At 69.2% G+C, this 22,952-nt stretch carries 22 protein-coding genes; 4 read left to right on the top strand and 18 right to left on the bottom strand.

Features of this window, described 5'->3' with window-relative positions:
* Window positions 1-2: 2 nt before the first annotated feature.
* Together menD and BHE97_RS15755 are read right to left on the bottom strand one after the other, a co-directional pair.
* The gene (gene menD / locus BHE97_RS15760; protein ID WP_087624985.1) at window positions 3-1,550 is read right to left on the bottom strand and encodes a 2-succinyl-5-enolpyruvyl-6-hydroxy-3-cyclohexene-1-carboxylic-acid synthase; all 1,548 of its coding nucleotides are present in this window, start codon (window positions 1,548-1,550) and stop codon (window positions 3-5) included.
* Entirely contained in the window at window positions 1,547-2,494 is a 948-nt protein-coding gene (locus tag BHE97_RS15755; protein WP_087624984.1) for an o-succinylbenzoate synthase, read from the bottom strand. Before BHE97_RS15755 ends, menD begins: the two co-directional genes overlap by 4 nt.
* Window positions 2,495-2,531: 37 nt before the next feature.
* Between BHE97_RS15755 and BHE97_RS15750 the strand changes: the two genes are divergently transcribed.
* The gene (locus tag BHE97_RS15750; RefSeq protein ID WP_087624983.1) at window positions 2,532-3,194 is read left to right on the top strand and encodes an SDR family oxidoreductase; all 663 of its coding nucleotides are present in this window, start codon (window positions 2,532-2,534) and stop codon (window positions 3,192-3,194) included.
* Window positions 3,195-3,213: 19 nt separating this feature from the next.
* Here the strand turns inward: BHE97_RS15750 and BHE97_RS15745 are convergent, their stop codons facing one another.
* Together BHE97_RS15745 and BHE97_RS15740 are read right to left on the bottom strand one after the other, a co-directional pair.
* Window positions 3,214-4,653, bottom strand: a complete 1,440-nt coding sequence (locus BHE97_RS15745; RefSeq protein ID WP_087624982.1) for an MDR family MFS transporter — start codon at window positions 4,651-4,653, stop codon at window positions 3,214-3,216.
* Between the two features lie 77 nt (window positions 4,654-4,730).
* The gene (locus BHE97_RS15740; RefSeq protein ID WP_087624981.1) at window positions 4,731-5,744 is read right to left on the bottom strand and encodes an AMP-binding protein; all 1,014 of its coding nucleotides are present in this window, start codon (window positions 5,742-5,744) and stop codon (window positions 4,731-4,733) included.
* 199 nt (window positions 5,745-5,943) lie between these two features.
* Here BHE97_RS15740 and BHE97_RS15735 point away from each other — a divergent pair, with 199 nt between their 5' ends.
* Entirely contained in the window at window positions 5,944-6,834 is an 891-nt protein-coding gene (locus BHE97_RS15735) for a 1,4-dihydroxy-2-naphthoate polyprenyltransferase (RefSeq protein ID WP_236757733.1), read from the top strand.
* Window positions 6,835-6,908: 74 nt separating this feature from the next.
* Here BHE97_RS15735 and BHE97_RS15730 read toward each other — a convergent pair whose 3' ends face one another.
* Together BHE97_RS15730 and BHE97_RS15725 are read right to left on the bottom strand one after the other, a co-directional pair.
* Window positions 6,909-7,991, bottom strand: a complete 1,083-nt coding sequence (locus BHE97_RS15730) for a PLP-dependent cysteine synthase family protein (RefSeq protein ID WP_236757732.1) — start codon at window positions 7,989-7,991, stop codon at window positions 6,909-6,911.
* A complete protein-coding gene (locus tag BHE97_RS15725; RefSeq protein WP_170931451.1) occupies window positions 7,972-8,238 on the bottom strand; it encodes a DUF4229 domain-containing protein in 267 nt (88 codons plus the stop codon). Before BHE97_RS15725 ends, BHE97_RS15730 begins: the two co-directional genes overlap by 20 nt.
* Window positions 8,239-8,275: 37 nt before the next feature.
* Here BHE97_RS15725 and BHE97_RS15720 point away from each other — a divergent pair, with 37 nt between their 5' ends.
* Window positions 8,276-8,539 carry a PLD nuclease N-terminal domain-containing protein gene (locus BHE97_RS15720; protein ID WP_087624977.1) on the top strand — a complete coding sequence of 88 codons (264 nt, stop codon included), beginning with the start codon at window positions 8,276-8,278 and terminating at the stop codon, window positions 8,537-8,539.
* 40 nt (window positions 8,540-8,579) lie between these two features.
* Here BHE97_RS15720 and ccsB read toward each other — a convergent pair whose 3' ends face one another.
* From ccsB to hemL, 6 genes are all read right to left on the bottom strand, one after another.
* The gene (gene ccsB, locus BHE97_RS15715) at window positions 8,580-9,512 is read right to left on the bottom strand and encodes a c-type cytochrome biogenesis protein CcsB (RefSeq protein ID WP_087624976.1); all 933 of its coding nucleotides are present in this window, start codon (window positions 9,510-9,512) and stop codon (window positions 8,580-8,582) included.
* On the bottom strand, window positions 9,509-11,116 hold the full coding sequence (locus BHE97_RS15710; protein WP_087624975.1) for a cytochrome c biogenesis protein ResB: 1,608 nt from the start codon (window positions 11,114-11,116) through the stop codon (window positions 9,509-9,511). The genes ccsB and BHE97_RS15710 overlap by 4 nt, the downstream gene beginning before the upstream one ends.
* 76 nt (window positions 11,117-11,192) lie before the next feature.
* On the bottom strand, window positions 11,193-11,939 hold the full coding sequence (locus BHE97_RS15705) for a cytochrome c biogenesis protein CcdA (RefSeq protein ID WP_087624974.1): 747 nt from the start codon (window positions 11,937-11,939) through the stop codon (window positions 11,193-11,195).
* Window positions 11,936-12,505: a TlpA disulfide reductase family protein gene (locus BHE97_RS15700; RefSeq protein ID WP_087624973.1), complete on the bottom strand. Its 570-nt coding sequence runs from the start codon at window positions 12,503-12,505 to the stop codon at window positions 11,936-11,938. Before BHE97_RS15700 ends, BHE97_RS15705 begins: the two co-directional genes overlap by 4 nt.
* On the bottom strand, window positions 12,505-13,155 hold the full coding sequence (locus BHE97_RS15695) for a histidine phosphatase family protein (protein WP_087624972.1): 651 nt from the start codon (window positions 13,153-13,155) through the stop codon (window positions 12,505-12,507). Before BHE97_RS15695 ends, BHE97_RS15700 begins: the two co-directional genes overlap by 1 nt.
* A gap of 25 nt (window positions 13,156-13,180) precedes the next feature.
* A complete protein-coding gene (gene hemL, locus BHE97_RS15690; RefSeq protein WP_087624971.1) occupies window positions 13,181-14,497 on the bottom strand; it encodes a glutamate-1-semialdehyde 2,1-aminomutase in 1,317 nt (438 codons plus the stop codon).
* Between the two features lie 167 nt (window positions 14,498-14,664).
* On the opposite strand from hemL, the gene BHE97_RS15685 reads away from it, so the two are divergent.
* A complete protein-coding gene (locus tag BHE97_RS15685; RefSeq protein ID WP_087624970.1) occupies window positions 14,665-15,951 on the top strand; it encodes a lytic transglycosylase domain-containing protein in 1,287 nt (428 codons plus the stop codon).
* 44 nt (window positions 15,952-15,995) lie between these two features.
* On the opposite strand, the gene hemB is transcribed toward BHE97_RS15685, so the two are convergent.
* From hemB to BHE97_RS15655, 6 genes are all read right to left on the bottom strand, one after another.
* Window positions 15,996-16,970, bottom strand: a complete 975-nt coding sequence (gene hemB / locus BHE97_RS15680) for a porphobilinogen synthase (RefSeq protein ID WP_087624969.1) — start codon at window positions 16,968-16,970, stop codon at window positions 15,996-15,998.
* Window positions 16,970-18,565, bottom strand: coding sequence for a bifunctional uroporphyrinogen-III C-methylase/synthase (locus BHE97_RS15675; protein ID WP_087624968.1), 1,596 nt, complete (start codon window positions 18,563-18,565; stop codon window positions 16,970-16,972). Before BHE97_RS15675 ends, hemB begins: the two co-directional genes overlap by 1 nt.
* A gap of 62 nt (window positions 18,566-18,627) precedes the next feature.
* Window positions 18,628-19,554: a hydroxymethylbilane synthase gene (hemC, locus tag BHE97_RS15670; RefSeq protein ID WP_087624967.1), complete on the bottom strand. Its 927-nt coding sequence runs from the start codon at window positions 19,552-19,554 to the stop codon at window positions 18,628-18,630.
* The gene (locus BHE97_RS15665) at window positions 19,551-20,849 is read right to left on the bottom strand and encodes a glutamyl-tRNA reductase (protein WP_087624966.1); all 1,299 of its coding nucleotides are present in this window, start codon (window positions 20,847-20,849) and stop codon (window positions 19,551-19,553) included. The genes hemC and BHE97_RS15665 overlap by 4 nt, the downstream gene beginning before the upstream one ends.
* A complete protein-coding gene (locus BHE97_RS15660; RefSeq protein WP_343286122.1) occupies window positions 20,846-21,547 on the bottom strand; it encodes a redox-sensing transcriptional repressor Rex in 702 nt (233 codons plus the stop codon). Before BHE97_RS15660 ends, BHE97_RS15665 begins: the two co-directional genes overlap by 4 nt.
* A 113-nt stretch (window positions 21,548-21,660) precedes the next feature.
* Window positions 21,661-22,932 (bottom strand): MFS transporter, encoded by a 1,272-nt coding sequence (locus tag BHE97_RS15655; protein ID WP_201791474.1) that lies wholly within the window; start codon window positions 22,930-22,932, stop codon window positions 21,661-21,663.
* Window positions 22,933-22,952 lie beyond the last annotated feature (20 nt).

Below are 22,952 nucleotides of genomic sequence, written 5' to 3'. Positions count from 1 at the left end.
CGTCATCCGGCCAGCGCCTCCCGCGCCGAGCGCGTGCAGGCGTCGGCGAGTGCTCGGCGGTCCGCCCGGGACACCGGCACCTCCAGGACACGGACCCCGCCGGCCCCCTCCTCCAGAGCCGCGGACAGCGCGGCGGGCTCCACCCGCTCGTAGGCGATGCCATATCCCGCGCAGAGGTCCGCGATGCGGGCGCCGGTCGGCGTTGCATAGACCCGCTCGAAGGCACTCGCGTACTCCACGGAGCCCTGTTCGAGGGTCGCGAAGATGCTGCCTCCGTCATCGGAGACCACCACGACCGTGAGGTCTGGACGGGGTTCGGCCGGACCGATCAGCAGTCCATTGCTGCCGTGCAGGAAGGTGAGATCGCCCACGACCGCGAGGGCCTTCCGGTCCCGCTGCGCGAACGCCGCCCCGATCGCGGTGGACAGGGCACCGTCGATGCCGGCAAGTCCCCGATTCGCGAATACCTGAACCGGCGAATGTGCTGGGTCGGCGACCAGGTCCAGGTCGCGGACCGGATTGGACGACCCCACGAACAGCAGCCCATCGGCGGCCGCGCTCCACACCGTCCGAGCGATCTCGAGGACCTCTGCGGAGGGAAGGGCGTCTCGGACCCTCCGGTCGGCCTCCTGCCAGGTGGCGAGCCAGTCATCGGCCGGACGCTCCACCGTCTCAGCGGCCTCGGCGAAGGTCACCCGCTCGCCCGCGGGCACCGGGAAGGTGGACTGATCGCCGACATGCACGATGTCCACATCGGAACGACTCAGCAGAGCCGTCACCGACCGGGAGAGCGTCGCGTGCCCGAAGGAGACCACCCTTTCGATGCGTTCGGCGAAATGATCCAGCAGGAGCCGGTACGACGCGATCGCCGAGGGCCCTCGCCGGGACCCGGAACTGGGATCGGCCAGGAGCGGCCACCCGCCGCGCTCGGCGAGGAGCACGGCGCCCTCACCGGCCCCGTCCCCCGCGAGGACGACGGTGCGCGGACCCGGTTCCACCATCGTGACCGCGGTGTCGGGGATCTCGGCACTCCGCCCTGGAGGAGCGAAACGCCACTCGGCTACCTCGATGAGCGGTTCGTCGAATTCGAGGTTGAGGTGACAGGGTCCGGTCTCCCGCCACACGGTGGCGAGCTCGGCGACGCTCTCCGCGAACCCGACACGGGGGAAGATGCGGCGCTGGTCGGTGGTCTGATTGGCGCCGGTGCCGCGCAGGCGCGCCGGACGATCCGCGGTCACAGCGAGCACGGGCGTACGGGCATGGTGTGCCTCCAACAGCGCCGGATGCAGATTGGCGACCGCCGTCCCCGAGGTGGTGACGACCGGCACAGGGAACCCCGTCGCCTTCGCCAGCCCGAGCGCGAGGAAACCGGCCTCCCGCTCGTCGACACGCACATGGAGTCTCAGGAGGCCCTGCTGATCGGCGGCGTGCAACGCCAAGGCGAGCGGTCCCGAGCGTGAGCCGGGGGCCAGAACGGCCTCCGTCGCCCCGCGGGCGAGCAGCTCGTCCACGAGATCACGCGCGATGCCGACCGCTCGCTGCGAGGTCATTCCTCGAGCTCCTCGCGCACTGCCTCGAGACGCAACTGCCATCGCTCCTCGATCTCCTCGGGCGCGGCGACGCGGGCGAAGGCACGCTCGTCCAGCTCGGGGCGGATCACCGGCAGACAACCGTCGATCGGGTGCAACGGCTCGGTGACGACATCGCCGTCCAGCAGCGAGGTCGTCGCGAGCCCGCAGGCGAAGGGCAGCTCGGGCAGGGCGGCCGCGAGCGCGATGCCCGCCGCGAGCCCGATGGAGGTCTCGACGGCACTCGACACCACGACGGGCATGTCGATCTGCTCGGCGATCCGATAGCAGGCGTGGATGCCGCCGAGGGGCTGCACCTTCAGGACGGCGACATCCGCCGCCTCTAAGTCACGGACCCGGAACGGGTCGCCGGACCGGCGGATCGACTCGTCCGCGGCGATCGGGACCTCGACCTTCCTGCGCACCTCGGCGAGCTCCTTGGCGGTGGCGCACGGCTGCTCGACGTACTCGAGCCCGCGGGCGGCCTTGTCGAGCTTGCGGATCGCCTTGACCGCCTCACCCACCTCCCAGCCACCGTTGGCGTCGATCCGCAAGGACCCGCCGAGCGGCAGCGCATCGCGCACCGCCTCCACCCGGGCGATGTCATCGGCCAGGCACTGCCCCCGTTCGGCGACCTTCACCTTCGCGGTCCGGCAGGTGCTGCCGAGCACGATGCGCGCGGCGTGGTCCGGGTCGACGGCGGGCACCGTGATGTTGACGGGCACGCGATCGCGGACGCGATCGGGCCACGGACGGTTGGCGGAGTCGAGCGCGGCCTGATACCAGGGAACGCACTCGACGGCGCTGTAGTCGAGGAACGGGCTGAACTCCGCCCAGCCGACCTCACCGCGCACGACCATCCCCTCGCGGCGGTTCACTCCACGAAAGGTCGTCGGCATGGCGATCGCGAAGGTCCGAAACTGCACCCGACGACCATAGCGACTTCCCGCTACGGTGATAGACATGGCTGCCATTGCGATCGTCGGAGGTCACGGAAAGATCTCCCGCCACCTGATTCCCCTGCTCGTCGACGCCGGGCACACGCCGGTCGCGCTGATCCGCGATCCGCGGCAGGCCGACGACCTGACCCCGCTGGGCGCCCGCACGCGCCTGCTCGATATCGAGAATGCCGAGACCGAAGACTTCGTCCACGCCTTCGAGGGGTGCGCGGCGGTCGTGTTCGCCGCCGGAGGCGGACCCGATGGCAATATCGACCGCAAGAAGACCGTGGACCTGGGCGGCTCACTGAAATCGATCGAGGCCGCGCAGAAGGCCGGGATCGATCGATTCCTCCAGATCTCGGCCATCGGCGTCGACGAGGACCCGCCGGAGGATTCCGGCGATGTCTGGAAGGCCTATGTCCAGGCCAAGCGCGATGCCGATGCGGCACTGCGGGCAAGCTCGCTGCGCTGGACCATCATCCGTCCCGGCGCCCTGACCGATGACGAGCCGACCGGACGTGTCCTCCTGGGGCCCCGGGTCGAGCGGGGGGAGATCCCCCGCGCCGATGTCGCCGCCGTACTCGCCGCGGTACTCGACGACAACCGCACGTCCGGACGTCAGTGGGAGCTGGTGAGCGGGCCGGGCTCGATCCATGAGGCCGTCACCGCGGCCCTCTCCAACTGAGCACCTGCCGGCCGGCTGCTCAGGACGCGGCGTCCTGAACAGCCGGCCGGCGGACGAAGAGGCACACCACGATCAGCACCAGCGAGAGCGCGCCTGCCACCCGGAACGCGGCGACGACACCATCGCTGACCGCCTGGGGGTCTTCCAGGCCGCCCGAACCGCCGCCCGTCGCCACGACCGACATGATCGAGACCAGCATCGCGGCGCCCGCAGCACCGGCGACCTGCTGGAATGTGCCCAGCGTCGCCGATCCGTGCGAGTAGAGCCGGACCGGCACCGACCCGAGACCGCTGGTCATGACCGGGGTGAAGGTGGCTGCCAGGCCGACGTTGATGGCGATCTGCGAGACCATCAACCACCACATCGGCGTATCCAGGCCGACCATCGTCAGCATCCAGATGCCGATGGCGACGAGGATCGTGCCGGGCACCGCGATCGGCCGCGGCCCGTAGGCGTCGTAAAGACGCCCCACGATCGGGCCGGCCAGTCCCATCAGGAGGCCGCCGGGCAAGGTGAGCAGACCGGTTTGCGCCGCGCTCAGACCGAGCGACTGCTGGGCGAAATAGGGCACCAGGATGATGGCACCCATGAGGGTCGCGAAGCCCACGGTCATCGCCAACATCGCGATCGTGAACTGGGATGACGTGAAGACGCGCAGATCGAGCAGGGCGCGGTTCTCCCGCCCGGCAACGATCTGCCGCACCACGAAGGCGATTACGGCGATGACGCCCACCGTCAGTGCCAGCCACACGGGCACCGGCCCTCCCCCGGAGGACTTGCCCAGCGCGGAGAGTCCGTAGACGACACCGCCGAAGCCGAGGATCGCGAGTGGAACCGAGAGCAGGTCGATCTGCTTGCTCGAGCGTTCGCCCACCTCGATCACATAACGAGCGCCGAGCACCAAGGCGAGCACCGCGATCGGTACCACCAGTCCGAAGATCCAGCGCCAGCCGAAGTGATCGAGGATCACACCCGAGACCGTCGGGCCGAGCGCAGGCGCGACGGAGATGACGATGGTGATATTGCCCATCATCACACCACGCCGCGCGACCGGGACGATCGTGAGGATCGTCGTCATCAGCAATGGCATCATGATCGCCGTCCCCGATGCCTGGATCACCCGTGCCGTGAGCAGGATCCCGAAGCCGGGGGCGAAGAAGGCAAGCACGGTTCCCACCGTGAAGAGTCCCATCGCCGTGATGAACAGCCTGCGCGTGCTGATCCGCTCGATGAGGAAGCCGGTGAGCGGGATGATGACGCCCATCGTCAGCAGGAACGCGGTGGTCAGCCACTGCCCGACGCTCGGCTCGACCCCGAGGTCCTCCTGCAGGACCGGCAGCGCGACGCTCATGACGGTCTCGTTGAGGATCACCACGAAGCTCGCGACCAGCAGCACACCGATGAGGATGAGATGCTCACGTGCGAGCTTGGGGGCGGCCTGGGAGGCGGGCGCGGACATCGAGGACCCCGTTCAGGTGGGTGAGAAGTGACGAAGACGGCCGGCACGAGGCCGACCTGCCTACGATACTTCCCCGATCAAGTCCGTCCAGCGGCCATCGTCCTCACGGCCAGTCGGTCGAGCTTGCCTCCGGGCAGCAGCGGCAGGGCGTCGACGAGCACGCGTGCGCGCGGCGCCCACGACCGGGGATGTCCGGCCGTCTCGACGGCATCGCGCAGGTCCTCGAGGTCCGCCGTACCGACCACGACCGCGACGACCCGGGTGCCCCATTCGGCATCGGGGACTCCGGTCACGGCGACGTCCTCGACACCGGGCGCTGCCCGCAATGCCTCCGCGACCGCGGGCAGGGGCACGTTGACGCCCCCGGACACGATGATCTCGTCCGCGCGTCCGGCGATCCGCAGCCGGCCGTCGACGATCTCGCCCACGTCGGAGGTGGTGAACCATTCATCGGAACGGCTTTCCTCGCCATAGCCCTCGAAGAGCATCGGCCCGGCGAGCTCGACGCGGCCATCGGCCGAGATCCGCATCCGTGCTCCGTCGAGCGGGACGCCGTCGTAGACACAGCCCCCGGAGGTCTCGCTCATGCCGTACGTACGCACGATGCGGATGCCCAGGGTCTCGGCACGCCGCAGCAGATCGGCCGGTGCTGCGGCACCCCCGAGCAGGACCGCATCGAGCCCCGCGAGTGCCGTTGCCTCCTCGGAGGCGAGCAGCCGGAACAGCTGCGTGGGCACGAAGGAGGCATAGCGTCGACCGCCGGTCATCACCGCGATCGCCGCCGGGATCGATGCGTGTTCGTCGGCGACGACCGGTTCCGCATCGGCGAGGACCGAGCGGACCAGCACCTGCAGACCTCCCACCGCGGTCGGTGGCAGCGCGCTGATCCACTGGCCCGGGCCACCGAGACGGTCGAGGCTCGCTCGCGCCGACGCGATGACCGCCGCATGCGACAGCACGACGTCCTTCGGCGCTCCGGTGCTACCGGAGGTGCGCACCATGATCGGGTCACCACCGTCGCGGACCCAGTCGGCCAGCACCGGATAGAGCTCGCGGGCGGTACCCGACACGGGACGCAGGGAGACGTTCATCAGGATCCAGCCTAGGACGCCCTCCGGCGAAGGTAGGCCATCAACCTTTCGCACCGCCCAGTGGTGCATCCTCAACCCCATAACCCACCCATGAGGTCGACCGACTACCTCCACATCCGAGGTGAGGTTGATGAGGTGCCGCCGCCTGGTGGTGGTACGCCCGGAGAAGGAGAGCACGGACGGTGGCAGACTCTGCCGGGTGAACACCTCCCCCGGCCCCGCCCAGTTGTGGATCGAAGGCGCGCGTCCCCGGACGCTGCCCGCAGCCGTCGCGCCGGTACTCGCCGGCACCGGTGTCGCGGTCCATGCCGACGGCTTCGTGTGGTGGAAGGCTCTGCTGGCGCTCGGCGTGAGCCTGGCCCTGCAGATCGGCGTGAACTACGCGAACGACTACTCCGATGGCATCCGCGGCACGGATGCGGACCGGATCGGGCCGCTGCGCCTGGTCGGATCCGGGCACGTGGCACCCGGCAAGGTCAAAGCCGCCGCGCTCGCCTTCCTGGCCCTCGGCGGGCTCCTCGGGCTGGCCCTTGCCGCGACGACGACGTGGTGGCTCCTGCTCGTGGGCGCCGCCGCGATCGGCGCCGCCTGGACCTATACCGGCGGCTCGAATCCCTATGGCTACCGCGCGCTCGGCGAGGTCAGCGTCTTCGTATTCTTCGGGCTCGTCGCCGTCATCGGTACCGCCTATGTGCAGACCGAGCGGATCGACCAGGCGAGCCTGGCCGCCGCGATCGGGATCGGTGCGCTGGCATGCGCGATCCTGGTCGCCAACAACCTGCGCGACATCCCCACCGACCGCGAGGTCGGCAAGCGCACGCTCGCGGTCGTCCTCGGCGATGCGGGCTCACGGCGCTTCTACCTGCTCCTCATCGCGATTGCCGCGGCCGCCGCGGTGTGGTGCGCCGCGGTGACCACGTGGTGGGCGCTGCTGGCGCTCGTCAGCGCGCCCCTCGCCGCCCGTGCGGCACGGGTGATCGGATCGGGAGCCACCGGCCGCGAGTTGATCGCCGTGCTGCGCGACTCGGGCCTGATCGAGCTGGTCTACGCCATCGGCCTGACGGCGGGCCTCGTCATCGGCTCGCTCTGACATCCGCACCCGAGCGATAACCTGTCGACCTCACACCGTCCTCGTGAGGTAGACGGTTCACCGCCGCTTCGGGCTCAGGGAGTCGTCAGCGTGCCGGTCGCCGCGTAGGTATCCAGCGCCGCACTGTAGGCGGAGATGTCGAGGCCCCGGTCGAGGAGCCAGGCATCGTCGAAGTAGGTGTGGGTGTAGCGCTCGCCCCCGTCGCACAGCAGAGTCACGATCGAGCCGGTCTCACCGGCCGCGCGCATCTGCTCGGCGATCTGCAGGGCCGCCCACACGTTCGTGCCGGTCGAGCCGCCGACGAGCCGGCCGAGCCGCGCCGACACCCATCTCGCGGTGGCGATCGAGGCGGCATCGGGCACCCGCATCATGTCGTCCACGACACCGCCGACGAAGGACGGCTCGACCCGCATCCGGCCGATGCCCTCGATCCGTCCGGGCACATCGGTCACAACATCGGAGGAGTCGGTGTCCCATCCCTCCAGGAAGGCCGAGTGCTCGGGGTCGGCGACGAGCAGCCGGGTGGCGTGCCGCCGATAGCGGATGAAGCGTCCGATGGTGGCCGAGGTGCCGCCGGTCCCCGCGCTGACCACGACCCAGGACGGGATCGGGTGGGGTTCGGCCGCCATCTGCGCGTAGATCGACTCGGCGATGTTGTTATTGCCCCGCCAGTCGGTAGCCCGCTCGGCATAGGTGAACTGGTCCATGTAATGCCCGTCGCACTCGCGTGCGAGCCGGCGTGCCTCGTCGTACACGGTCGAGGGATCGTCGACGAGATGGCAACGGCCACCCTCGAACTCGATGAGCGCGATCTTCTCGGTGCTCGTGGTGGCCGGCATGACGGCCACGAAGGGCAATCCGATGAGCCGGGCGAAGTGGGCCTCACTCACCGCCGTGGAACCGCTGGAGGCCTCGATGATGGTCGAGTCCGGACGCAGCCAGCCGTTGCAGAGCGCGTAGAGGAAGAGCGAGCGGGCGAGCCGGTGCTTGAGGCTCCCGGTGGGATGGACCGACTCGTCCTTGAGGTAGAGGTCGATGCCCGGTGCGGGGAGTGCGAAGGCGTGCAGGTGGGTGTCCGCGCTGCGGTTGGCGTCGGCCTCGACCCGACCGATCGCGTCGTCGATCCAGTCGCGCAGTTCAGTCGACGTCTTCGGCACGTCGTGACTCCTCGATGCGCTGGTTGATCGACGAGGCCCGCGACTCCAACCGTGCGGCGAGGGCATCGCGCAACGGTGCCAGCGCGAACAGCGAGATGACCGAGGACACCACCAGCGCCACGATGAGCACCCACAGGTTGAGGAACGTCAATCCGTCGAGCCACAGGCTCGCGATGAGCCAGGTCGCGAGGTAGCAGCTGATGAAGACGCCGAGGCGCGCGAAGGTGTACAACCAGAATGCCTTCATGGCCCGAACTCTACGGGGCGCCGAGTAGTCTCGGGACATGGGCAAGGCGCTGCTGGTCGTGGTCGGAGTCGTTCTGCTGGTCTACGCGCTCTTCGACCTGTTGGCGGCCCCGAAGGCCCGCGTCCGGCATCTGCCCAAGCTCGCCTGGGTCGCCGTGATCGTGCTGCTCCCCTATGCCGGGGCGCTGCTGTGGATCTTCTTCGGCCAGGCGCGCCAGCGGCCCTCTTCCGGCCCCCGCAACTGGCGTCCCCGCGGACCCCGCGGACCCGATGACGATCCGGACTACCTTCGCGGCCTCTGAGTTCTCACTTCACGAGCGACTTTTGCCGGTTCGGGGAGGACTACTTGGCGTAGGAGTGCAGACCGGAGCCGAAGAGGTTGACGCCGTAGTAGCTGAACAGGAAAGTCACGAAGCCGATGAGGCAGAAGTAGGCCGCCCGGCGCCCCTTCCATCCGGCGGTCGCGCGGGCGTGCAGGTAGCCGGCGTAGACCACCCAGGTGATGAAGGCCCAGACCTCCTTGGGATCCCATCCCCAGTAGCGACCCCAGGCGTAGTGCGCCCAGATGGGTCCGGCGATCAGCGCGCCGAAGGTCCAGAGCGGGAAGGCCATCGCGTTGACACGGTAGGCGATCTTGTCCATGACGGCCGCTGCGGGGAAGCGCCGGAGCACCGGGCCCACCGTCCCCTTCGCCTCGGCCCTCGCGCGGATGAGGTATAGCACCGAGGCGGCGGCGCCGACCAGGAAGAAGGCGCCGGCGAGCACCACGGCTCCGACATGGATGATGAACCAGTGCGAGTCGAGGGCGGGCACCAGCGGACCGGCCGGCACATAGGTCGACAGCGACATGCCCAGCACCACCAGGCCGAAGGCGACGACGATGCCGCCCGCCCACTGCACCTGGTGCCTCCACACGAGCACGAGGTAGATGATCAGCGCGATCGTGATCCCCATGAGGCCGAACTCGTACATATTGCCCCACGGAACGCGCTGGGCAGCCAGTCCGCGGGTGACGACGCTGACGACCATGAGCGCCGTCGCCAGGACGGTCAGCACGAGTCCGATCCTCGAGAGGCGGTCCGTCACCGGCTCGACATCGGCGCTCTCGAGCGACGGGGAGACCGTGCCATCGGAGTCCGCCATGACCGGGGCGTTCGCTTCGACCTTGCGGGCGAACGCCCACTCGGCGACGTACGCCAGCAGGGCGAGCCCCAGCACGCACGTGGCAGCGAAGGTCGTGTAGTTCGAGATCTGGGCGTATTGCTCTAGGGTCATGTCCGGTTCTCCTGTGCGGAAGTCGTCTCGCCGAGCTCCTCGCGCAGGCTGGCGAGGAACTCATCGAGATCGTCCGGTAGCTCGTCACGCGGCACGCGATCGAGCGCGGCGACGTCCACCACTGTAAGCGACCGGCCGTCATCTCCGGTCGTGGCCTTCGCCCTGATCCACGTCCTGCGAGGACGGACCATGAGCGAGGCGATGAGCCCGACCACTCCGACGCTGACGCCGACCAGCGGCAGCATCACCCCGGGTGTCGAAGCGATCTGGAAGCGGGCGAAGCGGCGGAGCTCGACGAACTCGATCGTGCCACCCCCCGGCAGAGCCTGCGACTGTCCCGGGCTCAGGCTGATGTTGAACGGCTCACCGTCCTCATCGAGGACCTCCTGCATGCCCTCCTTCTCCAAGACGTACACCGACTGCGGTTCCCCGTCGTCGAGTCCGAGGTCACCGGTCCACATGCGCAGCCCGATCAGCGGATTGACCGCCCCCGGGTAGATCGTCTCGGAGGCCTGGCCGTCTCCTGTCGACACGGCGGTGGGGAGGAAGAAGCCCTGGAAGCCCCACTGGGTCGGCTGTGCATCGGGTACCTTGATGACGCCGGAGGAACGGTAGCTTCCGTCCTCGGGCAGGAACACCACGGCGTCGTCGAAGACCACCTCGCCCTCGGCATCGGTGACCCGGACCACAGGGGCATATCCCTGGCCCGGCAGAAAAACCTCACCGCCGTCGAGCGACAGCGGGTGGTTGACGAAGATCTCGTACGGTGTGGGCTCGTCACCGGGGCGCTCGGTGTAGGTGACATCGGCCCGGAACATCTTGGGCGCCCCGTACTGGGGGCTGTCGGGGTCGGCGTGGAACTCCGCGATCATGCGGTCGAGCCGGAAGCTGAACGGAGGGAGGTCCTCGGGATCGAACAGCGGGCCCGAGTCGAATTCGTTGTACTGGCTGAGCGTATTGGAGAAGCCATTGCCCTCCGTGACGATCACCGCGCCGCGGTAGCCCCAGAGGGCGCCGATCGCGACGCCGATCAGCACCACAACGATGCTCACGTGGAAGACCAGGTTGCCGAGTTCGCGGAGGAAGCCCTTCTCGGCCCGGAGCTCACTGGCCCCGCCCTCGTCGACGACGTCGATGCGGGCTCTCCTGAGCACCGACCGGCCGGCTTGCATGACCTCGTCGACCGAGGCCGTCGTGGTGAAACTGCCCGAGGCCGGCATGCGGGCGAAGTTGCGGGGGGCGCGCGGGGGGCGCGCGCGCAGGGCCCGGGCGTAGACGCCGATGCGGGGGATGATGCAGCCCACGAGCGAGATCATGAGCAGCAGGTAGATCGCGCTGAACCACGGCGAGGAGTAGACCGAGAACATGCCGATCGCGTCGAGGATCGGCGCGAGGGTCGGATGATCGGTGAAGAATATCTGCACGGCCCGGGCGTCGACACCCCGCTGCGGGATGAAGGACCCGGGGATCGCCGCGACCGCCAGCAGCAGGAGGAGGAAGAGGGCGGTGCGCATCGAGGTGAGCTGACGCCACATCCATCGCAGGAACTCCCGCGGCGCCAGCTCCGAGGCCCGCCCCTTCGTTCGCTCGCTACGCTCGCTCATGCCGCCACCTGCCACAAAGAACGACGATAGGCAGGTCCCGGCATGAGATACCCCTTCGTTCGCTCGCTACGCTCGCTCATACGACCACCTCGAAGTCCGCGGCCCACTGCTGCAGGTGGAAGACCAACTCGGTCCACAGACCGCTGACCATGAGCAGACCGGTGACGATCAACAACACTCCTCCGGTGATCGAGACCGCCCGCTGGTGCCTTTTCACCGCATCGAGCGCTCCCATGAAGCGGGCGAAGAACAGAGCGGCCACGATGAACGGCAGGCCGAGGCCGAGGCCGTAGACGAGGGTCAGCAACGCCCCGCGGGACGCCGTCCCTTCATTCCCCGCGAGGATGAGCACAGCCGAGAGGGTCGGCCCGAGGCACGGCGTCCACCCGATGCCGAACACGACGCCGAGCAGCGGTGCGGCCAGCAGCCCGATCTTGGGCGCCTGGCGCATCCGCCACTGGCGCTGCAGACCCGGGATGAGTCCCACGAAGACCAGGCCGAGCACGATGAGCACCGCGCCCGCCACGATCGTCAGCGTGTCGCCATAGGGTCGCAGCCGTTGACCGGCCGCACCGAACAGCGCGCCCCCAGCGACGAACACGGCCGTGAAGCCGAGCACGAAGAGGGCCGACCCGAGGGCAAGGCGCCAGCGCTTGCTGGTGCGCAGGTCCTGCACCCCCACGCCTGAGACATAGGAGAGATAACCCGGCAACAGGGGAAGGACGCACGGCGAGAAGAAGGAGACCAGTCCGGCGAGGGCTGCCACGGGGATCGCCACGATCAGCGATCCGGAGAGCACGGCATCACCGAACCAGTCGGTCACTGCGTGCTCTTCCGTACGTACTCGATGAGATCGGTCAGCGTGCCCGCGCCGAGCTCGGGATCGAGGATGCGTACCGCGACCCGCCCCTCGGAGTCGATGATCCAGGTGGTCGGGATCGCCTGCGAGGGCAGCGAGTCGGCGAAGGCGAGCTGGTTCTCACCACCGTCGTCGACGATGCTCGGATAGGTGATGCCGATCTTGTCGTTGAAGGCGCGCGCCGAGGCGGGCTTGTCCTGGGTCAGCAGGCCGAGGAACTGCACGCTGGAGTCCTCATAGCTCTCGGAGACCTCCTTGAGGATCGGCATCTCCTTGCGGCACGGAGGACACCAGGAGCCCCAGAGGTTGACGACGATGGTCTGCCCGGCGAAGTCCTCGGTGGAGAGCTCCTCACCCTCGAGATCGAGGCCGCTCAATGCGGGTGCCGGCTGACGGTCGCCGGGGTCGATGGTGGTGACGGTGCCGTCACCACTGATGTAGCCGCCTTCGCCGCCCTCCTCGACGCCGCTGCACGCGGTGAGGAAGAGCAGCACGGCAGCCCAGAGACCGGCTAGGGCGCGGCGATGCATCAGGCGCCGCCCACGAACTTGCCCTTGAGCACGTCCGGCAGGAGATGGCCGGCGGGCTCGCTGTAGTGCAGCGATACGAAGCGGTCGTCCTCGAAGGTCAGCGAGGTCAGGCTCGCGAGCGAGCACTGGCGCTTGCGCGGATCGTGCGCGAAGCGTGCCCGCTCGTAGGCGCGGCGGGCGATCCAGATCGGCAGCTGGTGCGCGACGATGACGGCCTCGTGTCCGCGGGCGGCGTCGCGGGCATCATCGATGGCCAGCTCCATGCGCTTGGCGATCTGCTTGTAGGGCTCGCCCCAGGAGGGCCGGAACGGGTTCCATACGAGCAGCCAGTTGCCGGGACGCTTCAGCGCACCGGCTCCCACACCGAAGGTCTTGCCCTCGAACTTGTTGGAGGCCTCGATGACGCGCTCGTCGTCGTGGATCGGCAGGTCCAGGATCTCCGCGATCGGCTGGACGGTCTGCTGTGCCCGCTCGAGCGGGGAGGCGACCAGATAGGTGATGTCACGCTCCTTCAGCGACTCGGCGACCGTCGCGGCCATCTCGTGGCCGAGCTCGGAGAGGTTGTAGCCGGCGAGCCGGCCGTACAGGACACCGGCGGGATTGTGCACCTCGCCGTGGCGCATCAGGTGAACGGTGGTCCTCGTGGTCATGATCGGGGTCGTCCTCGTTTCGCGGTCACGGGCGGTCGTCGAGCGCGCGGGCCGCGGCGTGGGCAGCCGCCGGCAACGCCTCGGACAGTGTAGTCAGGGCGGCATCGTCGTGAGCCGCTGAGACGAACCAGGTCTCGAAGGCGCTGGGCGGCAGGTAGACGCCCTGTTCGAGCATGCTGGAGAAGAAGGCGGCGAAGGCCGCGGTGTCCTGGCGCTGAGCACCGGCGAAGTCGGTCACCGGGTCGGTGACGCCCCACATCACGCTGAACATGGTTCCCGCCGCCTGGATGACGTGCGGCACCCCGGCACCGAGGAGGGCCTCCCCGACGAGATCACGGACGCGCAACGACGTGGCCAGGAGATCGGTGTACAAGTCGGGCGTGGCGAGCCTCAGCGTCGTCAGTCCCGCGGTGGTGGCAACCGGATTGCCGGCCAGCGTGCCGGCCTGGTAGACCGGGCCGGCGGGCGCGAGATGCTCCATCAGGTCGCGACGACCGCCGAAGGCCGCGGACGGGAAGCCACCGCCCATGACCTTGCCGAAGGTGACGAGATCGGGTGCCCATCCCTCGCGCTGGCCGTCGAGCTCCCAGTGACCGGAGCGCGCGGCCCGGAAGCCCGTCATGACCTCGTCGCTGATGAACAGGGCGCCGTGCTCGGAAGCGATGCGGGCGAGCGCCGCATTGAAGCCGGGCGCCGGCGGCACGAGGCCCATGTTTCCGGGTGCGGCCTCGGTGATGACGCAGGCGATCTCCCCGCCGAACTCGGCGAAGGCCGCCTCGACGGCGTCGACATCGTTGTACGGCAGCACGATGGTGTCGGCGGTGACATGTGCCGGAACGCCGGGGGTTCCGGGGATGCCGAGCGTGACGACTCCCGACCCGGCCTCGGCCAGCAGCGAGTCGACGTGTCCGTGATAGCAGCCGGCGAACTTGACGACGCGGTCTCGTCCGGTGACGCCGCGGGCGAGACGGAGCGCCGACATGGTGGCCTCGGTGCCCGAGGTCACGAGGCGGACGGACTCGACGCTGGTCCGCTCGACGATCTCCTCGGCGAGGGCGACCTCGGGCTCAGCGGGTGTGCCGAACGAGGTGCCCCGCGCGACAGCCTCCTGTACCGCCGAGACGACCTGAGGATGCGCGTGGCCCAGCAGCATCGGCCCCCACGAGCCGACGAAGTCGACATAACGGTTGCCGTCGGCATCGGTCAGCCAGGCACCCTCGCCGGAGGTCATGAATCGGGGGGTGCCGCCGACGGCCTTGAAGGCGCGGACCGGCGAGTTCACGCCACCCGGGGAGACACGCCGGGCGCGCTGGAACAGTTCGGCGGAACGGTCGGTGGCCACGCTGCCATTGTGCCAATTGGCACAAGCGCGGAATCCCGGGGCCGGGCACCCGTGACGCGAGCCACACCGAGCCGTAACCTGGCGTCCCTCTTCTCGTTGAGTGGAGTGTCACGCAACTTCGGGTTACCGTGTGAGACGGGTCTCATACATCCGGGGAGGGAGTCCTGGTGAGTAGTTCATGGCGCACGCTGCCGCGCTGGCAGCGCATCGCAGCCGTCGTTCCCGCTGGTCTGCTGGTCGGAGCGACGGCGGTCGCGGTCACCGGCCCCGGCCTGGCGACCGCCGACAGTGAGTACGGCGCGATCCCGGAGGTGCCCGACACCCCGTTCGAGTCGCCGGCCAGTGTCGAGAAGGCTCCCGCCGGTATCGACCCCAAGGCCGGCGCGGAGGGCACCTTGGAATCCCTCGCCTCCGATGGCATCCCGCAGGTGGCCGCGAACGCCTACCGGCGCGCCGCCGGCCTGCTCGAGCAGGCGGACGCCTCTTGCAATCTCCCGTGGCACCTCGTCGCCGCGATCGGCCGGGTCGAGTCCGACCACGGCCGTGTTAACGGCAACGATCTCGACTCCGAGGGCCATGCGCAGCCGGGCATCTACGGCATCGCGCTCAACGGCAAGAACGGCACGGCGCTGATCCGCGACACCGATGGCGGCAAGCTCGACAAGGACACCGAGTTCGACCGCGCGGTCGGACCGATGCAGTTCATCCCCACCACCTGGGACGCGGTCGGCATCGATGCCGACCAGGACGGCGCGAAGAACCCGCAGAACATCCACGACGCGGCGACCGCTTCGGCGATCTACCTCTGCGCAGGGGACGGCGACCTCTCCGCCCGCGACGACCTCAAGGCGGCCGTCAAGCGGTACAACAACTCCGATGAGTACGTCGACCTCGTCCTCAAGATCTCCGATGCGTACAGCAAGGGCAATTTCTCCACCGTGCCCACGGGCAGCTCCAAGTCCTCGGTCCTGACCAGCTTCGAACGCGACCAGACGATGACCCCGGCCGAGCGCCAGCAGGCGACCGAGCGGGCCCGCCAGGCCGAGGAGCAGAAGCGCGTCGAACAGGAGCAGCGACAGTCCGGCGGCGGTGGTGGCGCCGGTGGCGGTGGCACCGGAGGAGGCAGCGGTGGCGAACCACCGCGGTTCGAGACCCTGCCCGAGACCACTCCGGCCCCCGGTGGAGGCGGCGGTGGCGGCGCGGGGCCACGTGGCCCCGTCACCGATGTCACCGATCCGATCACGAATGGCATCGACAACACGGTCGACGGCGTTCCGGTGGTCAAGGATGTCGTCAAGCCCGTCACCCGGCTGATCTCCAAGCTCGCCGGGGGTGTCGACTGGGTACTCAATTCGACCGACTGCCGTGCCAGAAGCGTGCGCCTGACCGATCCTCGGGGCAACGAGGGGCGCTACCAGCAGTGCATGACCAGCCGCGGTTACGAACCCTACTGATCCGCTGGCCCTAGGTCGATCTCGCCGTCGCGTGCGCGACTCGCTCAGCCGCGCAGGCGGCGGGCGATCTCGGCGGCCCAGTAGGTGAGGACGATGTCCGCCCCGGCACGCCGGATCGAGAGCACCGACTCGTCGATGGCGCGCTCCCGGTCGATCCAGCCTTGGGCGGCGGCCGCCTCGACCATCGAGTACTCGCCCGAGACGTTGTAGGCCGCGACCGGCACATCGGCCTCGCGACGCACGTCGGCGATCAGGTCGAGATAGGACAGCGCGGGCTTGACCATGACGATGTCGGCACCCTCGGCGAGATCGAGCAGCGCTTCACGCACCGCCTCACGGGCATTGGCCGGATCCTGCTGATAGGTGCGTCGATCGCCCTGTAGCGAGGAGTCGACCGCTTCGCGGAACGGCCCATAGAAGGCCGAGGCGTACTTCGCCGCGTAGGCGAGGATGACGGTGTCCACCTGTCCGGCAGTATCGAGCGCCTCGCGGATCGCCGCGACCTGTCCGTCCATCATTCCGCTGGGACCCACGACGTGCGCGCCCGCCTCAGCCTGCACGACACCCATCCGTGCGTAGATCTCGAGCGTGGCGTCATTGTCGACGCGCCCCCGCGCGTCCAGCACACCGCAGTGGCCGTGGTCGGTGAACTCGTCCAGGCACAGATCGGCCATCACGAGAGTCGCATCGCCGACCTCCGCACGCGCATCGGCGATGGCGAGGTTGAGGATCCCTCCCGGATCGACCGCACCCGAGCCGACGGCGTCCTTGTGCTCGGGGACCCCGAACAGCATGACACCGCCGAGGCCGAGCTCCGCGGCCTCCGCATAGGCGGCCTTGGCGGAGTCGCGCGTGTGCTGCACGACGCCGGGCATGCTGGCGATGGGGCGCGGCGCGTCGAGCCCTTCGGCGACGAACATCGGCAGCACCAGCTGCGATGCGTCGACCCGGGTCTCGCGCACGAGCGCCCGCACCGCCGCCGAGCTGCGCAGCCGGCGCGGTCGATCCGTGGGGAACATCAGCTCTTGCGTCGCTTGGTGCGCTGCGACGGCTTGGTCACCGGCTCACCGGCCTCGATGAAGGCGTCGCGTCGCTGGGCACCGAACTCGGCGAGGGCATCGGCCAATACCTCGACCGAGGGCTTCTCAGCGAGGACGTCGACTCGCAGACCGTGCTCCTCGGCCGTCTTGGCGGTGGCCGGGCCGATACAGGCGATGATCGTCGACTGATGCGGCTTGCCGGCGATCCCGACGAGATTGCGAACGGTCGAGCTCGACGTGAACATCACGGCATCGAACTTGCCCGACTTGATCGCCTCTCGGGTGGGTGCCGGCGGCGGGGCCGCCCGGACGGTGCGGTAGGCCGTGACATCATCGACCTCCCAGCCGAGGTCGATGAGACCGGCGACCAGGGTCTCGGTCGCGATATCGGCCCGCGGCAGGAAGACCCGGTTGATCGGATCGAGGAGATCGTCATAAGGCGGCCAGTCCTCGAGCAGGCCCCGCGCCGACTGCTCGCCACTCGGGATGAGATCGGCACGGATGCCCCACTGCGCGATGGCCTCGGCGGTCTTCTCCCCCACCGCGGCGATCTTGAGTCCGGAGAAGGCGCGGGCATCGAGTCCGTACTCGTCGAACTTCTCGCGCACCGCCTTCACCGCGTTGACGCTGGTGAACGCGATCCACTCGTAACGCCCCTCGACGAGGCCGCGCACGGCCTTGTCCATTTGCTGGGGGTTGCGCGGCGGCTCGACCGAGATCGTCGGGACCTCCTCGGAGACCGCGCCGAATCCGCGGAGCCGCTGGGCCAGTCCCGCGGACTGCTCCTTGGTGCGCGGGACCAGGATGCGCCAGCCGTACAGCGGCTTGGTCTCGAACCAAGAGAGCGCCTCGCGCATGCCGACGATATCGCCCACGACGGTGATCGCCGGTGAGGTCATCTTGGCGGCCTTGGCATCGGCCGCGATCGTCTTGAGCGTGGACACCACGGTGGTCTGCTCGGTGGTGGTGCCGACGCGGGTCATCGCCACGGGTGTGGTCTCGGGGCGCCCGGCGGCGATGAGCGCCTTGGCGACCTCGCCGATCCGCGCCACGGCCGACAACAGCACCAGGGTGTCGTCCTCGGCGTGCTCACTCCAGTCGATGGTCGCGTCGCCGACGCTCACCACGGTGTACTCGCGGTGCTGCTTGCTGGTCAGCGGCACGCCCGCGTAGGCGGGAACGGCCGAGACCGAGGAGACCCCCGGCACGATCTCGAAGCCGATTCCGGCCTTGTGGCAGGCGAGCGCCTCCTCCGGACCGGTGGCGTAGGTGAACGGGTCACCCACCATCAGCCGGACGACGTGCTTGCCAGCCTTGGCGTGCTTGACGACGAGCTTCGAGCGCGCCGCGGCGGTCAGCTCATTGCCGTCGTTGTCGCGGCCCGCGTCGATGATCTCGGCGTCGGTGGTGACGAGCAGGGCCTGCTCGGGCGTCTCGGTGATGACGACATCGGCCGTCGCGAGCAGCTCGGTGGCCCGCACCGTCAGGAGGCTGGCATCACCCGGTCCGGCTCCGACGAAGCTGACCTGTCCGAGGGCCGGGGTGGTCGATACGGGCGTCACGGGCGCTTCCATGGCGGTGGTGGTGGTCAAGGTCTTCCCTTTTCTTGACTGTGGAGTCGTGGTCTGCCGGGCGGTCATGGGGCTGGGGTACTGGCCTGGACCAGTCGGTCGGCGCCCTGGGCGAGCATCTCGGCAGCGAGACGTTCGCCGATCGCCACGGCCTCGGAGGGAGGCCCGCTGGCGGACAGGCGGATGGATGGGGATCCCGAGATATCGCCGACGACAGCGCGGAGCCACAGCTCCTCACCTTCGTTGACGATCTCGGCGAGCGCTCCGACCGGAGCGCTGCAGCCTGCCTCCAAGGTGGCGAGGAGGCTGCGCTCAGCGGCGACGGCGGCCCGGGTGCCCGGGTCGTCGAGAACGCTGAGAAGGCGATGGGTGTCGGCATCGTCGGCACGGCACTCACAGGCGAGCGCGCCTTGTCCGGGAGCCGGAAGCATCTGGATCGGGTCGAGGGACTCGGTGATCTCGTCGGTGCGGCCGAGGCGTGCGAGCCCGGCCCGGGCGAGCACCACGCCGGCGAGCTCCCCCGATGTCACCTTGCCGATACGGGTGTCGACATTGCCGCGCAGGCCGGTGGTCTGCAGCCCGAGTCCCAGGGCATTGAGCTGGCTCACCCGGCGCGGTGACCCGGTGCCCACGAGCGATCCGGCCGGGAGTTCGGCGAGGGTCAGCCCGTCGCGGGCCACGAGGGCGTCGCGCGGGTCCTCCCGCAGCGGGATCGCCGCGAGCGTGAGGCGGGGATCGGCGTAGGTCGGGATGTCCTTGAGCGAGTGCACCGCGAGATCGACCTCGCCGGAGGCCAGCGCATCGCGCACGGCGGCGACGAAGACGCCCTGGCCGCCGAAGGCGCTGAGCGGGGCGCTGGAGCGGTCGCCCAGCGTGCTGATCGTCACCAGCTCGACCTCTGCGCCGGTCTCGGCGCGCAGCCGATCGGCGATGTGCGAGGACTGGGTCACGGCCAGGTGACTGCCGCGGGTGCCCAGACGCAGGGTGGTCATGAGGACTCACCTCCCACCGCAGTCACCGCTCGGACGGTGGTCTGGTCGAGCGCGAAGAGGTCGGCGAGCGCATCGGCATAGGTGAGGCCTTCGGGTCCGTCGACCAGCTCCTTGACGCGCACGGTCGGGGCGTGGATGAGCTTCTCGGCGACCCGGCGCAGCGCCTGGCCGACCTCGCGGCGGGTGTCGTCGTCGACATCCTCCCCGAGTCTCGCCAGCACGCGCTCGGTCTCGGCCGCGACGACCTCCGTGGCCATGCTCCGGAGGGCGACGACCGTAGGCGTCACCTTGGAGGCGTTCTTGGCGGCCAGGAAGCTGCGGACCTCATCGGCGACGATGCCCTGCACCTGGCGGACGTCGTCGGCGAGCTCGGCATTGGCCGCGTGGTTGGCGAGGACCTCCAGGTCGACGACCTCGACCGTGGGCAGCGAACGCACGTCACTCGCGACATCGCGCGGCAAGGCGAGGTCGATGACGCTCATCGGGCGGTCTTCGGCCGCGGCGGCGATGCGGTCGCGGCCGAAGACCGTCCCGGCGGCTCCGGTGCAGGTGATGAGCACATCGGCGGCGGAGAGCTCGACATCGAGCGCCTCCCAGCGCACCGCGCTGACACCGTAGGCGGCCACGAGCTCGAAGGCCCGCTGGAAGGTGCGGTTGGCGACCCAGATGCGCTGCGGCTCCACACCCCGCTCGACGAGCGTGCGTACCGCGAGGCTGGCCATCGTGCCGGCACCCGCGACGAGGATCCGCGAGGAGGGCGCCGTGACGATATCGCCTGCCGCATCGAAACCGGCCGTGACGATCGAGGGGGCGAGCCGGTCGATACCGGTCTCGGCATGACCTCGCTTGCCGATGCGCAGGGCCTGCTGGAAGAGCGTGTTGAGGGCGGAGCCGACCGTGGACTCGGCCTGCCCGCACGAGAGGGCGTCGCGCACCTGACCGAGGATCTGGCTCTCACCGAGGATCATCGAGTCCATACCGGACGCCACCCCGAAGAGGTGCGCCACGGCGGCCTCGTCGTAGTGCACGTAGACGTGGCGGACCAGTTCCTCGCGGGTCAGCCCCGAGTGCTCGGCCAGCAGCCGCGAGACCTCGTCGACGGCACCGTGGAAGCGCTCGGCCTCGACGTAGACCTCGACCCGGTTGCAGGTCGAGATGATCGCGGACTCGCTCACGTAGTCGTTCTCGAGCACGCGATGCGACAGCTTGACAGAGGAGTCGGTGTCGAGGGCGACCCGCTCCAACAGGTCCACCGGCGCCGACTTGTGGGACATCCCCACGACCAACACGCTCATCGGGATACCTCCGCTTCCTCGCGCGGGTGACCCTTGCGCTGTTCGTGATAAGCGAGGATCTGCAGTTCGGCGGCGACGTCGACCTGGCGGACGTCGACGCCCTCGGGAACCCGCAAGGCCACGGGGGCGAGATTGAGGATGCTGGTGACACCGGCACCGACGAGCTGGTCGGCGACGGTCTGGGCGGCCTGTCCCGGCGTGGCGACGATGGCGATCGACACCGCACGCTCGGTGATGATCGTCTCGAGGTGATCGATCGACTCGATGGCCAGATCCCCGACCTGCTCGCCGACCCGTGCCGGGTCGGCGTCGACCACCGCGACGATGCGGCTGCCGCGCGAGGTGAAGCCAGGGTAGGCCGCGAGGGCGGTACCCAGGTTGCCGGCACCGACAAGGACGACATTCCAGTCCTGGGTCTGGCCGATGGCCTGGGCGATCTCGGCGCGCAGGTGGTCGACGTCGTAGCCGACCCCGCGCGTGCCGTGCGATCCCAGATGCGAGAGGTCCTTGCGGACATTCGCCGAGGAGACGCCGGTGGACTCGGCGAGCTGATCGGACGAACAGGTCTGTGAACCCTGGGATCGCAGCTGGGTCAATGCCCGCAGGTACAGCGGTAACCGGGCGACGGTAGCGTTGGGGAGGCCTCGGTCGCTGCTCGAGGCACCCGTCAGCCGGGATCTACGCGGAAGAATGGTCACGGTACTCCTGCGCCGATCGACTCGATGCGACCAGTGGAAGGCCGGTCAGAAGGCGCCTCGACAGTCTACGAGTTGGTGAAGGCGTTCACAAAATCGAGCGAATGCAGCACCCATCACGGCATCGGGTGCCGGGCGTCGTAGGCGAGGAATCGACGGGCACTGACCACTGCGAGTCCCACGCCCGCCACGCACAGCACGCCGCCGATCATCATCGCCTGCCCCTCCCCGAAGACACTCGCGAGCGAGCCCATCAGGAAGTCGCCGAGCCGCGGACCGCCAGCGACGACGACCGTGAACACGCCCTGCATCCGTCCGCGCATCTCATCGGGCGCCGCCGTCTGCAGCATCGTCGACCGATAGGCGGAGCTGATCATGTCGGCCGAACCGGAGAGCGCGAGCAGGGTGACGCCGAGCCACAGCGCACCCGGTAGACCGATGGCGGACATGCCAGCGAGTGCCACGGCGATTCCATAGGCCAGGACCGCGACGACGATGGCGATGCCATGCCGATGCACCCGGCTGATCCATCCTGAGACGCAGAAGGCCAGGAAGGATCCGATCGCGGGAGCGGCCTGGAGCAGACCCAGCACCCACGCACCGTCTGTCCCCTTGCCGCCCGCGAGGTAGACCGTCGCGGCCAGCGCCGGGAAAGTGGCACGAGGCTGCGCGAGCACCATCGCGCACATGTCCAGTACGAAGGAGGTCCGCAGGTTCGGTGCCTGGCGCAGGAATCCGAGTCCGTCGAGTACCGAACGGAATCCGGGCACCGGGGCGCGCTCCCCCGGAGGCAGCGAGGGCAGTCTCACGATCGAGTAGATCGCGGCGGTGAACAGCACCGCGTCGACGATGTAGACAGCCCGGACCCCGCCGGTCGCGATCAGACTGCCGCCGAGCAGGGAGCCCACCGTGAAGCTCAGCGTGAAGGAGGCCATGCCGAGGGCATTGGCGGCGGGCAGGACCTTCATGGGCAACAAGCGCGGGAGCATCGCGGCCCGAGCCGGATTGTTGACCGCGAACATCGCCGACTGCACCGCGACGATCGCGTAGAGCACCTCCACCCGCTCCCAGCCGGCCAGCACGTGCACCACGAGGGCGAGCGAACACGCCCACAGGCCGAGGGCCGAGACAAGGGCCACCTTCCGGCGATCGAAGGCGTCGACGAGCGTGCCGCCGTAGAGTCCCCCGAGAACCAGAGGCAGCAGGCCGAAGAGTCCGATCAGCCCGACGGCGAAGGACTCGCCGGTCAGGTGGTACGCCTCGAAGGAGATCGCCACGAGGGCCATCTGCTGGCCGAAGGCCGAGATCGTCTGCCCGGTCCAGAGTCGGCGGTACGCCGGTGACACACGAAGCGGCGTGAGGTCGGGCAGGACCGAGCGAGCGGACACCCGGTCGATCTTGCCACGCA

This window comes from Aeromicrobium sp. PE09-221, from assembly GCF_002174305.1.
Taxonomy (GTDB): domain Bacteria; phylum Actinomycetota; class Actinomycetes; order Propionibacteriales; family Nocardioidaceae; genus Aeromicrobium.
The sequence above is the reverse complement of the archived record's forward strand: the minus strand, read 5'-3'. Positions and strand labels throughout refer to the sequence as shown.